Origin of the sequence: Leptospira kirschneri serovar Cynopteri str. 3522 CT, assembly GCF_000243695.2 — a bacterium.
In the GTDB taxonomy this organism is placed as follows: Bacteria; Spirochaetota; Leptospiria; order Leptospirales; family Leptospiraceae; genus Leptospira; species Leptospira kirschneri.
Genome location: NZ_AHMN02000006.1, coordinates 62,986 through 77,020, shown reverse-complemented (window position 1 = coordinate 77,020; position 14,035 = coordinate 62,986). Strand labels below are relative to the sequence as shown.

Annotated in this window: 14 protein-coding genes, 1 tRNA gene and 1 pseudogene; 12 read left to right on the top strand and 4 right to left on the bottom strand. The window is 36.4% G+C overall.

Annotated features, from left to right (window positions below):
* Positions 1 to 511: 511 nt before the first annotated feature.
* Positions 512 to 580 (bottom strand): annotated as a pseudogene (locus tag LEP1GSC049_RS2000000229350) (Imm7 family immunity protein); the annotation flags it as partial.
* Positions 581 to 899: 319 nt separating this feature from the next.
* Here LEP1GSC049_RS2000000229350 and LEP1GSC049_RS217240 point away from each other — a divergent pair.
* From LEP1GSC049_RS217240 to LEP1GSC049_RS217270, 7 genes are all read left to right on the top strand, one after another.
* Positions 900 to 1,445 (top strand): GNAT family N-acetyltransferase, encoded by a 546-nt coding sequence (locus tag LEP1GSC049_RS217240; RefSeq protein WP_004763409.1) that lies wholly within the window; start codon positions 900 to 902, stop codon positions 1,443 to 1,445.
* Positions 1,446 to 1,742: 297 nt separating this feature from the next.
* Positions 1,743 to 2,417 carry a hypothetical protein gene (locus LEP1GSC049_RS217245; RefSeq protein ID WP_004768518.1) on the top strand — a complete coding sequence of 225 codons (675 nt, stop codon included), beginning with the start codon at positions 1,743 to 1,745 and terminating at the stop codon, positions 2,415 to 2,417.
* Positions 2,418 to 3,551: 1,134 nt separating this feature from the next.
* A complete protein-coding gene (locus LEP1GSC049_RS217250; protein ID WP_016560680.1) occupies positions 3,552 to 4,319 on the top strand; it encodes a hypothetical protein in 768 nt (255 codons plus the stop codon).
* A gap of 121 nt (positions 4,320 to 4,440) precedes the next feature.
* Positions 4,441 to 4,881, top strand: a complete 441-nt coding sequence (locus LEP1GSC049_RS217255) for a bactofilin family protein (protein WP_001229815.1) — start codon at positions 4,441 to 4,443, stop codon at positions 4,879 to 4,881.
* Positions 4,882 to 4,939: 58 nt separating this feature from the next.
* On the top strand, positions 4,940 to 5,998 hold the full coding sequence (locus LEP1GSC049_RS217260) for a PdxA family dehydrogenase (RefSeq protein ID WP_004758501.1): 1,059 nt from the start codon (positions 4,940 to 4,942) through the stop codon (positions 5,996 to 5,998).
* A gap of 43 nt (positions 5,999 to 6,041) precedes the next feature.
* Entirely contained in the window at positions 6,042 to 6,485 is a 444-nt protein-coding gene (locus LEP1GSC049_RS217265) for a hypothetical protein (protein WP_004750997.1), read from the top strand.
* Between the two features lie 18 nt (positions 6,486 to 6,503).
* Positions 6,504 to 7,004 carry a tetratricopeptide repeat protein gene (locus tag LEP1GSC049_RS217270; RefSeq protein ID WP_001068364.1) on the top strand — a complete coding sequence of 167 codons (501 nt, stop codon included), beginning with the start codon at positions 6,504 to 6,506 and terminating at the stop codon, positions 7,002 to 7,004.
* Between the two features lie 421 nt (positions 7,005 to 7,425).
* On the opposite strand, the gene LEP1GSC049_RS217275 is transcribed toward LEP1GSC049_RS217270, so the two are convergent.
* A tRNA-Arg gene (locus LEP1GSC049_RS217275) sits at positions 7,426 to 7,497 on the bottom strand.
* Between the two features lie 118 nt (positions 7,498 to 7,615).
* Here LEP1GSC049_RS217275 and LEP1GSC049_RS217280 point away from each other — a divergent pair.
* Entirely contained in the window at positions 7,616 to 8,002 is a 387-nt protein-coding gene (locus tag LEP1GSC049_RS217280) for an LIC10421/LIC12816 family protein (RefSeq protein WP_004751011.1), read from the top strand.
* A 152-nt stretch (positions 8,003 to 8,154) separates the two neighbouring features.
* On the opposite strand, the gene LEP1GSC049_RS217285 is transcribed toward LEP1GSC049_RS217280, so the two are convergent.
* Positions 8,155 to 8,874 carry a hypothetical protein gene (locus tag LEP1GSC049_RS217285; RefSeq protein WP_004769763.1) on the bottom strand — a complete coding sequence of 240 codons (720 nt, stop codon included), beginning with the start codon at positions 8,872 to 8,874 and terminating at the stop codon, positions 8,155 to 8,157.
* 474 nt (positions 8,875 to 9,348) lie between these two features.
* Complete coding sequence (tmk, locus tag LEP1GSC049_RS217290; RefSeq protein ID WP_004750992.1) at positions 9,349 to 9,963, bottom strand: dTMP kinase; 615 nt, start codon at positions 9,961 to 9,963, stop codon at positions 9,349 to 9,351.
* A gap of 110 nt (positions 9,964 to 10,073) precedes the next feature.
* Here tmk and LEP1GSC049_RS217295 point away from each other — a divergent pair, with 110 nt between their 5' ends.
* The 4 genes from LEP1GSC049_RS217295 (at position 10,074) to LEP1GSC049_RS217310 (ending at position 13,986) form a co-directional block, all read left to right on the top strand.
* Positions 10,074 to 10,679 (top strand): trypsin-like peptidase domain-containing protein, encoded by a 606-nt coding sequence (locus LEP1GSC049_RS217295; RefSeq protein ID WP_004751165.1) that lies wholly within the window; start codon positions 10,074 to 10,076, stop codon positions 10,677 to 10,679.
* Between the two features lie 219 nt (positions 10,680 to 10,898).
* Entirely contained in the window at positions 10,899 to 12,068 is a 1,170-nt protein-coding gene (locus LEP1GSC049_RS217300; protein ID WP_004750926.1) for a S1C family serine protease, read from the top strand.
* Positions 12,069 to 13,094, top strand: a complete 1,026-nt coding sequence (gene ruvB, locus LEP1GSC049_RS217305; protein WP_004751125.1) for a Holliday junction branch migration DNA helicase RuvB — start codon at positions 12,069 to 12,071, stop codon at positions 13,092 to 13,094.
* On the top strand, positions 13,069 to 13,986 hold the full coding sequence (locus LEP1GSC049_RS217310) for an energy transducer TonB (protein WP_004750977.1): 918 nt from the start codon (positions 13,069 to 13,071) through the stop codon (positions 13,984 to 13,986). The genes ruvB and LEP1GSC049_RS217310 overlap by 26 nt, the downstream gene beginning before the upstream one ends.
* Positions 13,987 to 14,035: the final 49 nt, after the last annotated feature.

Here is a 14,035-nt window from a genome sequence, read left to right as displayed (position 1 = left end):
AGAATTTTCTACCAAAGCAGACTCAATTTTTTGACAGTCATTCAATAAAAGAATATCCATACCAGAAACGGTTCTTCGAACTTTCTAAACGGAGCGTTTTATCAATTTTTTTTCGAACTAAACACAAAATTTTAATTTAACGTGAGTGAGCGCGAAAGGGATCAAATGCGAGGGAACTTTAGTAGAACGTTCTCTCAAACTAAGGCCGTCTCGCTCTCTGAACTCAGCGTTTCGTTTCTACGGGCGCTCGAAGTAACTCAGCAAAACGTTTTCCTGAAACTCAATGCATCGCTCGGTCGCTCTGGAAACTCAGCGTCTCACTCTCCATCATAACCTTACCCACAAGTTGAATAGGATTTTAGAATCATAAGGCTCAAAAACGCACATTTTTCAAGTGTTCCGACAAGAATGAGTCTTTTTACTTGCAAAAAGCATGTTTTTCTGATAGAGAAAAGTCTTCCGAATTTCTCCACCTCCGCCCCCACCCAAAAATAAGGGTGGGAACTCAGTTTTACAGAGGATTTGTCGTAATTCCCACAGATTTAATATTGAAATCTAAATACTTGTGGGTAAGGTTATGGCTCTCTACGGATCGCGTTTTAGGTCGTTCGAAGTAACTCAGCGTCTCGCTTCTTGAACTCAGTAAAACGCTTTTTACGAAAGCGTTTTAGGTCGCTCGACAGGTCGCGTTATTGGTATTTTATAAAAATTGAATCTGATTCTGGAATTTCACAATAACTTGACCAGAGTTAAAGAGTCCGGTCTTGCTGCCTGTGGCAAACCGGATTCGCCCAGGTTTATTTAACGTCGAATTTACGTTAAATAAAATACTCAGTATTTTGTGCTGAAACAGGATTTTACAATAAAAATTTACGGTACTCAATTGGATAGGATCAGTAATGATAAAAAATAAGAATGTAATTATAAGACCGGTAGATAAAAATAATTGGAGCGATTTTGAAACATTATTTGAATCAAAAGGAAGCCCTCATTATTGCTGGTGTATGGCATGGAGAATGACCGGGGAAGAACGCAAAAATAACACCACTGAAAATAGAAAAAAATTTATTAAACAAAGAGTAATGTCTAAAACTCCAATTGGACTTATAGGATATATAAATCAGGAAGCAATTGCGTGGTGTTCCATCGCTCCTAGGGAAACGTATCGTTCTCTTGGCGGAGATGAGAATTTAGAAAATGTATGGTCGATTGTATGTTTTTTCGTAAAAAAAGAATATCAAAGAGGAAGGATGGCGACAATTTTTATAGAGAGTGCAAAAGATTATGCGAAAAAAAATGGAGCCAAATATATAGAAGCGTATCCTGTTGAAAAAAAATCTCCTAGTTATAGATTTATGGGTTTTATTTCCATGTTTGAAAAGGCGGGATTTACATTTATCAAAAAGGCTGGAGCTAGAAGAAACGTTATGACATACAAACTTTAAAAATAATAAATAGAGTTGTTGAAAAATTAATTCTTGATCTCTTTGTATTGAATTGAAATGGACAATTGAAGCAATTTTACGAATCTTCACTATGGAATTTTTCAATAACTCTAATATACTTTCGTAAAAAGAATAGTCATCTATAATAGAGCTTTTGAAAAATTAATTTTTATTATTAAAACGAACGAATAGTGTTGTTTTTACTACTCATAACTATATAATAAAGTATCTAATATTTTACATAGAATCAGCGTTTTGTGATAGAATTAACGGTGCTCAATTTTATAGAGATCAGTAATGTTAGATATAAAATTTTCAACAACTCTAATGAAAAAAATCGTTCTACTATTTTATTTTATATCGATTTCTTTTTTAAATGCAGACGACTTAAATATAAAAATCTTAACTGAAAAACAGATCGCAGATTTACCGACCCCCCAGGTTTTGAGACAAATCCGATCGATGGAAAAAAAACTTCATAAACTGAATGAAATTCAAATCGGATATTTGGATCGGTTAAAAGTAGTTCTTCAATTTAAAGAAGAGGAAGAGACAGATAGTTATAAAAAAGAAAATAAGACGGACTATGTTTACTACGACCCTTCCGCAAGTTATATATATACATCATTGAATGCAAATCTAAACCTGATTCGAAGGGGAGCAAAAAAAACTGAGGTTCTTAAATACTTAAAAAAAATATATCAATGGAATCGATTGGAAGAAGTGAGTAACGTGGATCCGGCAAAAATTCCAATTGTATCTAAGAAAACGGTTTATGAAAAATATTTCTATACAGAATATACAAAATACTTATATTATAAAGTACATTGTAAAAAAAACGTTCAGGAAGGAATGGTAGAAGAATGTGGACCTTGGTCGGAATATGAAGAAGAACTAAATCGTATGTTGAAAAAATATAAAATCGATGATACTTCTCCATTAGAAAAAAACTGCGAATGTATGGGTTGTTAAACTTTGTAATGACTTTGGCTGAATCATTTTATTTAAAGTTCGATTTTTTAAATCCGGGACTTTATGAAAGCGTTATTAGAATTGTTGAAAAATGAATTCTTCATCTGTTTTCGTTGCATTGAAATGGACAATTGAAGCAGTTTTATGAATCTCCATTATAGAATTTTTTAACAAGTATGTCTTCGATTTTCGAATCATTTTATTTAAAGTTCGATTTTTTAAATCCGGAATTTTATGAAAGTGTTTTTCGTTGTTTATGACCAACGTATCATTGAGATACATAGCAGTAGAACCTATTACTCATAACTATATAATAAAGTACCTAATATTTTGCATAGAATCAGCGTTTTGTGATAAAATTAACTGTACTCAATTTGATAGCGATCAGTAGTAAATCGAAATCTTCGATAGGAGTTCCTCTTTTCTGAAGGGTCGATTTCAATTCTCTAAATGTTTCTATAATTCCTCTGGTTCTGAAAAAAATTGGAATCTGAACTCTACAGATCGATTCCTAAAATGTGGGACCTCCCACATTTTATAAAATAGAAGTTTATAACAATTGAATCTGTCATATTCAAGTGTGGGAACGATTACAAACTAAGGTTTGTCTGTAAAAATGATGTGGGAACTACTGCAAATCACGATTTTAAGAACAAATTCTAAAATTGTAGTAACTCTTATTTTTAGAAAGTTTTTTCTTACATCGAACTCACGTTAACTTAACGTGAAAGGAATCGATGCGAGGGAAATTTAGCAGAACGCTCTCTATCATAACCAACCCCACAAGTTGAAGAAGATTTTAGAATCAGAATTGAACTCAACAAAACGCTTCCTCAAACTCAATGCATTGCTCCCTAAGGGTCGCTCTGCAGGTCGCGTTTGAAACTAAAGAGGATTATTGTATAAAGTTTCCTGTATACAATTTATTGACCAGAGCCCGGTCCGGCTATCTGTGACAAGTCGGATTCGCCCCAATTTTTTTTTACGTCGAACTCACGTTAACTTATTCAAGACCGTAAAAAGTTTTTCCTATATTGACTGATTTGGATTCTATGCGAAGTTTGTTTCACTCGATTTCTTCTTTAGAACTCCTTGACAAAAGTTTTCAATTTATGCAAGACTATGTAAAGACCAATGGCAATCAGTCACGAACAAATTCTTGAATTGCAGAAATACCAGAAGATGATTCATCAGTTGGAAAAAATATCCAGAGAATCTAAAAACGACGAACAACGTTATCGTGTTTCCAGAGATCTAGAAAAATATAAAACGAAGATGAAGGATATTTCTCCGGAGGGGATTCCGGATAATCTGGACGTAACCGCGGAACAGATCAAACGTTATAAAGAAAATCCAAACGAAGCAGGCAGAGTACTTGCTAAATATCCGATCATGAAAATTTCTCCAAACTCAAACGATCCTGAAGTCAATCAGATCGGAACTTGGATCAACGTGATGGACCGGGAGTATCTGCCTGTATTAAACGAAACTCACGTTCGTTTTGATTTTTCCCATACAAACGAAAAAGACGGTGTGGTCAAATATATGGAAAATATTCGGAGAAACGTCAAGGTTCTCGCCGAAACCATAGAAGAATTTCACGCCGCAGAAAAGCAAGAGTTTAGAGAGCAATTGAGTCGAATGAAAAACAAACAGACCAGGATTTTCATTGCGGAAGCCTACGAGATGTTTCAAAAATTCAACGAATTTTTAAACAAAGTCACTAAAGAAGCGAAGGAAGTAGGAGGTGTGATTATGAATCTGGAAGATACAATTCGTTTTAACCCTAGATTCGAAAGAGCCACCGAATTAGAAGGGAAAAGTATTATGGATGCACTTAAGGAGTTCCAGGAATTCACTTCTGAGGCCTTGGATCGAATCAACGTTCCTAATATCCGCTGATCGATTTCTTCTTTTCTAATTTTCAAAACGAAGCTCTGAAAAATCCTTTTCCGTTTGACGGGATCTGTACATTTAGTGATTTAAACTCCCTCCGAAAAGGACAAATAGGAAACACAGGCGCATGGCACTCGTTAAAAATTCATCCGAAGTTACGAACTCCACCATCGGAGAAAATTCCTACTTCAGCGGAAAATTCTTTATCAATGGATCTCTTAAAATCGACGGAAAATTTGAAGGTAAATCCTTACAAGCCGAACAACTTTATATCGGCGTCACCGGTAAGGTAAAAACCAATATCACCGCCGCCAGCGTTATTATCGAAGGAATTGTAATCGGAAATATCACTGCAAGAAACAGGGTAATGCTTCTTCCTACTTCTAAAATTTTGGGTGATATTCGCACTCCAGAATTGATCATTCAAAATGGAGTGATCTTAGAAGGACGTTGTATGATTTCGAACGATCTCAAACATTCTGCAAAAGATCTGATCGATTTAGAATACTCTAAAGATTCTCTCAGCGTCGAAAAAATCTTCGGAAAACAATCCGGGGCTAGAGAATAATTCGGAAGGTTTTTTTTCCGGAAAAAAAATCTCCGGAATCAAAACAGATTTCAAAAAAGTGAACCGGATTCTGATTACAGAAGGAGATCCTTGTGGGGTCGGTCCGGAAATCTTTCTCGATACACTTTCCCTTTTAAAAAAAATCTCTAAAACAAAACCGGTCGTTTACTTTCATTCCGGTAAATATTCGCTTCCAAAAGAGTTCGTTTCGATCCCGACGAACGTCCCCGATGTTTCGTCGATCGATGCGGCTTTCGATTTTAAAATTTTAGAACGCCTTGTAACAGAAGCCTCGTCCCGAATCTTGAAAAAAGGTTTGTTTTCAATTTCGCATAACGCACTTTCTAAAAAGGAAATTTCTACTTTAAAACTTGGCAAACCGTCCGCGTTGTCTGGAAAATCCGCGTTAGCTGCTCTTTCTCTTGCGGTGAGGTTTCAAAAAGAAGGAGGTGGAGATTTGATTACTCTTCCTCTGAGCAAAGAATGGGTGATTGCTTCTGGGGCTTCTAAGTTTCGAGGTCATACTGAATTTCTAGCGGAAGAATATCATACTCGGACATTTATGCTGATGTCCGGAAAAGATCTTCAGGTTCTTCCTCTAACGACTCATGTTCCTCTCGTAAAAGTTCCTGAGTTTTTGAAAGAGGTGGATCTGAATTCCTTGGCTCATTCTATTTTTTCCTGTCAGAAAATTGATCTCAAAAAACCGATCGCGTTTCTTGGTCTCAATCCACACGCGGGAGAAGGTGGTAAAATAGGAAAGGAAGAAGTCGAAATTCTAGAACCTATGATTCAATTCTTAAAGAAAAAAGGTTTAAAAGTGGAAGGTCCTCTATCCGCCGATTCAATGTTTGGTGAATCTTCTAGAAAAAAATTTGGTCTTCACATAGCCTGTTATCACGATCAGGGGCTGATTCCTTTTAAAATGTGGGAAGGAAAAAAGGGTGTAAATTTAACTTTGGGTCTTCCGTTTATAAGGGTTTCTCCGGATCATGGAACTGCGTTTGACATTGCAGGGAAAGGACTTGCGGATTCAACTAGTTTTGTAGAATGTCTGAACCGAGTTATGAAAGATCTTCAAGCGAAACGTTCTAACAAAGAAAAGTTTCATTCGTAGGTAAGATAAAAGTGTCGATGTTAAAAAATAGAAACGAGGTTTTATGCCTGGACTTTTAGAACAAATCGTATTTCCAATTTTTCTTTTTTGGTTTTGCGGATTGACTTTGGTTTTGTTTCGTTCCGATTTTGAATTCGTTTGGAAAATCGTTTTTGTTTTCGTTTTTATCTTTTATTTTTTTCAGTATTTTCCGGAACTCAAAACAAGTTATGAACGTCTGACTCAAAGTTATCCTGTGGAAATTGTTTCTTGGATTTACGGAGTCGGAAAAGGGTTTTATTTTTTTCTTTTGTTTTTGTGGCCTGTGGTTTTATTGAGGATTTTTTATTCCGCCTCTCCCCAAATCGGCAGATCTCTTGCAAAAACTCTTGTGAGCGCTACTTTGTTCTATTGGTGTGGATTTTTACTCTACAATCATTTTTCAAGTGAAGTGGACAGTTTTTTTAATACTACCTTTCTGAAATTCTTAAACTTTTCTGTAAAATGAACGTCGTCTAAAATATAGATGAATCCAATTTACTTACAATCTTTTGGGGAATCGGAGGAAGCGAAGAAACATTTTTTGACCGCTTACGATTACCAAACCAAGGGAAATCTCAAACTGGCTTCTAAACATTATAGAATGTCCATTGCTGCAAAACCTACTTCAGAAGCCTGGACGTTTTTAGGTTGGTCTTATTCTCTTGCGGGTAAGTTAAATCGTGCGATCGAATTTTGTAAAATTGCAATTGAAACGGACCCTACATTAGGAAATCCTTATAATGATATAGGCGTTTATCTACTTCAGCAAAAACGTTTTCAGGAAGCACTTTCTTGGTTTGAAAAAGCGAAGTTGGCTCCTCGTTACGAAGTCCCGGTGTATCCTTATTTTAATGCAGGTTCCTGTTTGGAAATTTTAGGTCATATCGAGTTGGCTCGTTTGGAATACGAAAAAGCGATTCAAATTCAGCCGAATTATCCTCCTGCAAATCTTGCCTTGAAGAGAATCTATATTCGTTATAACTAATGTAGATTGGCTCTTTGTATTTAACGTGGGTTTGGTGTATAAGGAATCCGTTTCCTAAAATTTTGTTTTACCGCGAAAAAATGGATGTGGGAACTCTTACAAAACCTTGAAATTACCGTAAAATACTAAACTGTGGGAACTACCACTTTTAGAAAATTCTTTCTCATTCTCTAAATCCCTGCTCACATTAAATACTATGTAATATAATAACTAATCCCTAATATGTGTACCTACCGGGACTCGCCGTTACGCAGTCTCACATCCTGTTTCGACTAGCTCCACGGCGTCTTTTCCGCCCATTCGTCATCCATGACTCATGTCGCATTTGTGACGCTCTTTAAGGATCGCTACAAATGCTCTCACGAAAAAGCTTCGAGTCCTACATAAATACTATGTAATACACTAACTAATCCCTAATATGTGTACCTACCGGGACTCGAACCCGGACCACAGGCTCCGGAGGCCTGTACTCTATCCATTGAGCTATAGGTACGCTTACAAATGAGTTTTGTGGAGAGTCTTGTGTTGTCAAATGGAAACCCGAATAGAACGGAAAGTCCTTGAAAAAGGAATCGGGTATGAAATCTTCTTCCTGAAGATAGAGGTTAGAGATGAAGGTTTCGTTTCTGAATACATGGAAAGAACTTTTTTTACACAGGTTTGTTTCCGTCTTAATATTGATTTTTGCATTTGGATTTTTCAATCCGATCTTTTCAGTCAGTGAAGAGGAAGAAGAAAGACTTTTGGAAAAAGCACTCGTAGAAAGTGCAATTACTCCAGGACAAAAACAAGCGATCGCAAATTATCTCAGAGCAACTGCTGTAGCTAAAAGGGCCAGAGCCAGCGAACTGAGAGAATTGGCAAAACTTTCCAGAGGAGAAAAATTTCTTCAAGCAAGAGTTCGAAAAGAAAAACTATTTAAAATGGCAGATTCGTTAGATCGTCAAGCAGATCGTCATGAAATTACTCTCAAGGAATTTCAGATCGAAAGCCGTTGACTATTATACGTCAAAGTAAAAACGAATCTGAAAATCCTAAATGGCTTATAGAAAAAAGCGGGCTGATCATGAGAAATTAAAAGTCTAGAAAAATTGGGTCGGTCAAAACCATCACCATTTAGAATGTCCGATATTCAAATGATAAAAAATTGTTAAACATCGTATTCTTGTTTAAATAATCCAGGAAATTTTTCCTGGATTATTTTTAGGAGTTCATTTTTATCAATAAGTTTATAATTAGGTGATATACTCCATCTTTCAAGTTCCCCTGATATAAGTTCTGGTTCCGGTAAGTTTTGATAGTCTTTTAAAAATTCAGTCTTTGGTAATTTAAATTCAATCTTATGATGTTCTTTACAATTGATTGCTATCAAGAAACTCTTAATATTAGATATCAATAAAGATAGAATTTGAATTTCACTAAATAATCTATCTGGATTCCACTGAGAAAAAATCTTACTTGTTGATAAGTGATGTTTGTTATTTTTCGATAATCTTTCTATTTTTCTAAAAGTTGAGCCGTAATCCCCGCCGTTAATTTTTACTTTATTTTCCAAAGGACCGATTTCAATTTGAAATGATCCAAATTTATTTCGTAAAGAATGTTTTATGGAATTATATTCGAGGAAATACGTTTCTGAATTAAATCGATCTGCAAGTTCAATTACTGTCTTGAGAATAACTTCTTTTGAAAATGAATTAAAAAAATCTAAACCAAAGTGTATTTTGTTTAGAATTGATTCCCAGTTCGGTTTAACATCTGGAAATTTCCGAAAGAAAGGAATCTCTGATTGGGTTTTTCTAATTAATTCCCTTAAATCTTTTGGAGTGTATAACAATAACCATACATTTATAGCATCATATCCTTGCATCGAGGCGAATAGTATGGAGAAAAAGTGTTCTAAGCAGTGACTATGTAAAAGACGTATTGAAATTGCAAAGTCTTTATCTTTTTTTCTTTTGAATTCTTTATATATTATCCTTGATGTTTTTTCGAAGTAGTTATACTTTCTATATATTCTAAATTTTCCATATCTACATTTTCTCCGTGATACAAATATGGTTCTTCGTCTACAAACAAATAAACACTCTGCATTTTCTTGATTCCTATTTAAAAGAATACGCCCACCAAACAACAAGTTTGTGCGGAAATTTGATTGGGTGAATTATTTTTAGATTCTATAAAAAGTTTGTCCAGAACTTTAGAACGATCATTTTTGAATCTTCAATAGATGTTGGAGTTCGCACAAAAACCGTTTTATTGAATAATTTAAAATTTTTTAATATTCTGGTTCCTGCATTTATGTGGAAGTTTGACTTCTCGCTTTTATAGTCATTCGATGATCCTAAGATTTTCTTTTAATGTTTGTAAGAAGAATTTCCAAACATTCTTGAACGATTTGACTCGGTTTTTTATTACCGTTAATTTGAATCGTATCTTTGGGAAGAATTTTCTCGTAAGCTGAACGGATTTTTTCAAGCTGAGCTAACGTTTCAAATCTTTCTTTATCTTCCTTTCTTCGGTTTAATCTTTCAAGGGCAATAGAAGGACTTAAATCTAAATAAAATAGAAGATCAGGGATTTTAAAATTTCGATTTAGATTTTTTTTAAGAATCATTTCCGGAGACAGGTCATCTCCGCTTTGATAGGCGGCTGTAGAATACATATAACGATCGAGTAGAACGTTCTTGTCGGAGTTCAAAGCGGGAAGAATATTTTGTTTTAAAGATTCTTCTCTATCGTTTAAAAAAGCCTCGATCTGTTCTTCTTTTTTAAGTTCTATTTCTCCTCTGAGAAATTTTCTAAGATATTTTCCCGTTTCCAGATTTGTAGGTTCGGTAAAAGTTACGGAGGGAATTCCAAGTTCGATGAGTTTTTCGGTTAAAGATCTGCAAAGTGTAGATTTGCCACTTCCATCGATTCCTTCAAAAACTACAAAGATTGGTTTTTTATTCTTCATTTTAACGGTTCCGATTCAATTCTTGACAAAGATGAATTTGTATAAAATCATTCTTATATCTACATTACATGGATTCTTTTGGAAATTAGGAATCCAATGAAAATTCCTTTATGAATTTATATTTTTTTATTCTGAAACTTTTCGGAGTGATTTTTTATTTAGGGTTCTTTTCTTTTAATTGTTCTTCTCAAATTCAACAGATAAAAACGGCAGAAACAGAAATCAATCAGGAAGACGCCCGTCAATCTAAGGATAAAATTAGAGTACATCATATCTTTGAAGAAGTTTATCCTACTTCTTCCGCGAGTTCGGTTTCAGTTGTTACCGAAAAAATTATGAAGTCTAAATCGTTGTCTTCTAAAGGTGGGCATTTTCTAGAAAAAACTTTTGTGATTTTAGGCTATGGGATTGTTCTCAATCAACAGGGTTATATTCTGACGAACTCTCACGTGATCGGAACTTACGATCATCTTCTCGTAAAATCTAAATCCGGTAAATTTTACGAAGCGATTGTAATTGGTCAGGATAAAAAAATCGATTTAGCAATTTTGCAAGTAACCCCAGACGAAGACATCGTTCCGGTGGAAAAATTGGATTACTATACTCTTCAAAGAGGGGAGGCGGCGATCCGTAAATATATTCATGCAAAAAATCAAATGAAAAAACATAGGGATCCTAAAGTCAAAGTGAAAGTTCATCACGGTTCCTCCTTATAATTCTCTCGTTTTTATACTAGGAAAACGGAAACTCTTTTTTAAGCTCACGGTCTAACGATTAAAGACGAAAGAATTCTTCTCTATTTCGTCTTAATTAATTCTTTGAACCGAATGTGTACTCTGGAAAGACTCGCTTCTAAATCTAACTTGACAGTTACAGAAGCGAGTCGATCCTTTTAGTACCCAAGCGGATATTCATTTTCAGAGGGATCGAATTCAATGAAAAATACGGAAAAACTGAAGTATGTTGCAATCGTAAGCATTTCTCTTCTACTTGGAGCCTTTTTATCTCCTGTGATGTTTTGTGGAACCGGTCAGAACAGTCCTCTCTTTCTAAGCGCCAAAGGTGATAAGGAACCGAGTCCTGCAACTCGTCAGGCAATCACGATTCAACAAGCATTTGAAGAAGTTTATCAAACCGCTTCTCCTAGCGTCGTTTCCATTGCTACGGAAAGAATTCAAAACGTTCCAGTTCATCCAGGGGGGCCTTTTGGAGATCCTTTCTTTGATCAATTTTTCGGTAGAGGTCAAGGTGGTGGCGGTAGAGTGATGAAACAAAAACAAACCGGTCTCGGTTCTGGAATCATCCTCAATACTCAAGGATATATTTTAACGAATGAACACGTGGTTCGTTCTATGGATAAACTCACCGTCCGTTTAAAAACCGGTAAGACGTTTACTGCGGAGTTGATCGGTTCCGATCCGGTTATCGATTTGGCTCTTTTGAAAATCAAACCGGAGGGAGAAATCGTTCCGATCGAATTAGGAGATTCTTCTGCCGTAAAAGTAGGAGACTGGGCGATTGCAATTGGTGCACCTCTTGGTTATGAACAATCTTTAACCGCAGGGATTGTAAGTGCAGTAGGTAGAACTGGAATTGATAATAGTGGAGTTCATTATCTTCAAACGGATGCTTCTATCAACCAGGGAAATTCAGGAGGTCCTCTTTTAGATATCAATGGTCGTGTGATTGGTATCAATCGTATGATTGCTTCTCAAAGTGGTGGTTCGGTTGGAATTGGATTTGCAATTCCGATTAACGAGGCTAAGGCGATCATGGAAGAATTAAAAACCACAGGTAAAGTCAAACGTCCCGCACAGGCTTGGCTTGGTGTCGGAGTTGATTATCTTCACGAAGATGATGCCAAGAAGTTGAATCTTTCCGGAGGTGCGGTTGTGGTTCAAATTATGAACGATTCTCCTGCAGATCGCGCGGGGATTCAATTGATGGACGTGATCACTGAAATTTCTGGAACTAAAATCAATTCCCCAGAAGAAGTAGTCAGTACAGTCAAAAAAAGTAAGGTAGGAGATAGAATTACGGTTACCGTTGTACGTCAGGGGAATATTTCCAGAATCTCTATCCAACTTAAGGAAAGACCGAACTGATTGGCAAAATCCCATACTCTGAATCCTGAAGAAGAATTTGAAGAAGAGTCGGGTTTACGCCCTTCTCTTCTTTCCGAATTTATTGGTCAAAAAGAAGTCCTCAATAATCTTACCGTTTACGTTCAAGCCGCTAAAAATCGTAAACGTGCACTGGATCACGTTTTGATTTCCGGTCCTCCCGGTCTTGGTAAAACTACACTTGCAGGAATCATTTCCAACGAACTCGGAACCAGGCTTACGATTACTTCGGCTCCCGTAATTACCAAAGGAGCGGATCTTGCCCGTCTTCTTACGGGTATGGGAGAAAATGAAATTTTATTCATAGACGAGATTCATACTCTTCCTAAAAAATTAGAAGAGATTCTTTATCCTGCGATGGAAAACTATATGATTGATCTGGTCATCGGAGAAGGTGTGACCGCTCAGATGGTTCAGATTCCTCTCAAACCTTTTACTTTAGTGGGTGCTACTACTAGAAGCGGCTTGATCAGCGAACCGCTGAAAAGTCGTTTCGGAATTCAGCTCAGACTAGATTATTACGGTGACGAAGAAATGAAACAAATCGTTTTACGTTCTTCTAAAATTCTAGGGGTTTTGATCGAAGACGATGCTGCTTTGGAAATCGGAAAACGTTCTCGTAAAACTCCTAGAATTGCAAATCATCTTTTAAAAAGAATCCGAGATTTTAGCGAAGTAGAAGGGAATCTTTCTGTAAAAAAGGACCTTTGTCTGAAGGCTTTTGAAAAGATGGGGATTGACGATCTGGGTCTGGATGGTATGGATAGACAGATTTTAGATTGTATGATCGATCGTTATAAAGGTGGTCCGGTTGGACTCAAAGCAATTGCGGTTGTGGTAGGCGAAGAAGAAAAAACAATCGAGGACACTTACGAATCTTTTATGGTTCGGATCGGACTCATCAACCGAACTCCCGCAGGTAGAGTTGCGACCGAAAAGGCCTATCGTCAATTGAAAAGAATGGAAGATTTTTCCGTACATCATGGACAAGACCCGACTTTATTCTGAATATTCCGGAATTCCTGAAGACGATCAGAGATTGATCTATGCTTCTTTTTTAGTTCTTGCTCTTGCGTCTTTTTTTACCGCACATTTACTTACAAGAAACATGTTATGGAAGATTCTCGGAAGCGAGCCCATGGTAAAAATGGAAAGTAACGAGGAAAAAGAAAAAATCTACGAGGTTCTTTTGGAACAAGACTTTGTGGATAAAAATGTTAAGGACGAATACAAGGCGCTTTCCAACGTAGACGCCGCGGGCGCCGGTGGAATTACTAAAAAACAAGGATTTCATTCTGCGAGTCCTTTTCGGGAATTTATTATGGGAAGTCTTGCGAGAAGACCTTCCGAAACTCAAAAACAAGAAACCAAAGAAAAGAACGACGAAAAGGTTTTTGAAGTTGGGATTTATAAAATAGATCCGGTTCAAACGACTAACACCGATAATACGAAACAAAATACTCAAACCTACGGAAAGACTACTAAGATTCCGTTTAATTATCGATTTGAGCAGGATTTTCTGTTTCGTTGGGATGGAAATCAGGCTCTTTCGATTCCTAGAAAAAAACTTGCCGGTTACGAATATTTTAAACGAATGTTGAAACAAATCGAAGGTAGTTTTGCTCCTCCTGGTGGAGGTAACTACGCGTATCGTGATATGGCGGGAACCGTAGTTCGAGAAGGAATTCTTCCGGGACAAGTCAAAGTACTTTTTATGTTAAGCGAAGGCGGCCAGGTTTTAGATACTAGACTTGTTTCCAGTCAAGGGCAGGACGTGGTGAGTCAAGCGTGTGTGGATTCTATCCGAGGACAAAATTTCGGAAAGGTTCCAGATGAAGTCAAAGCGCAGGGTTTAATTTTTGGAATTAACTTTATCTTTCCTATGATGCGTACACGCTGACTTTGTGGTGAAAAATAGTTGACTCAACTTTTTTTGGACTTACCTTATT

Excerpts from the sequence above, each read along its gene's own strand:
- LEP1GSC049_RS217240 (WP_004763409.1), top strand. The coding sequence starts at position 900 with ATGATAAAAAATAAGAATGTAATTATAAGACCGGTAGATAAAAATAAT.
- LEP1GSC049_RS217245 (WP_004768518.1), top strand. The coding sequence starts at position 1,743 with ATGTTAGATATAAAATTTTCAACAACTCTAATGAAAAAAATCGTTCTA.
- LEP1GSC049_RS217250 (WP_016560680.1), top strand. The coding sequence starts at position 3,552 with ATGGCAATCAGTCACGAACAAATTCTTGAATTGCAGAAATACCAGAAG.
- LEP1GSC049_RS217255 (WP_001229815.1), top strand. The coding sequence starts at position 4,441 with ATGGCACTCGTTAAAAATTCATCCGAAGTTACGAACTCCACCATCGGA.
- LEP1GSC049_RS217265 (WP_004750997.1), top strand. The coding sequence starts at position 6,042 with ATGCCTGGACTTTTAGAACAAATCGTATTTCCAATTTTTCTTTTTTGG.
- LEP1GSC049_RS217270 (WP_001068364.1), top strand. The coding sequence starts at position 6,504 with ATGAATCCAATTTACTTACAATCTTTTGGGGAATCGGAGGAAGCGAAG.
- LEP1GSC049_RS217280 (WP_004751011.1), top strand. The coding sequence starts at position 7,616 with ATGAAGGTTTCGTTTCTGAATACATGGAAAGAACTTTTTTTACACAGG.
- LEP1GSC049_RS217285 (WP_004769763.1), bottom strand. The coding sequence starts at position 8,874 with ATGCAAGGATATGATGCTATAAATGTATGGTTATTGTTATACACTCCA.
- tmk (WP_004750992.1), bottom strand. The coding sequence starts at position 9,963 with ATGAAGAATAAAAAACCAATCTTTGTAGTTTTTGAAGGAATCGATGGA.
- LEP1GSC049_RS217295 (WP_004751165.1), top strand. The coding sequence starts at position 10,074 with ATGAATTTATATTTTTTTATTCTGAAACTTTTCGGAGTGATTTTTTAT.
- LEP1GSC049_RS217300 (WP_004750926.1), top strand. The coding sequence starts at position 10,899 with ATGAAAAATACGGAAAAACTGAAGTATGTTGCAATCGTAAGCATTTCT.
- LEP1GSC049_RS217310 (WP_004750977.1), top strand. The coding sequence starts at position 13,069 with ATGGACAAGACCCGACTTTATTCTGAATATTCCGGAATTCCTGAAGAC.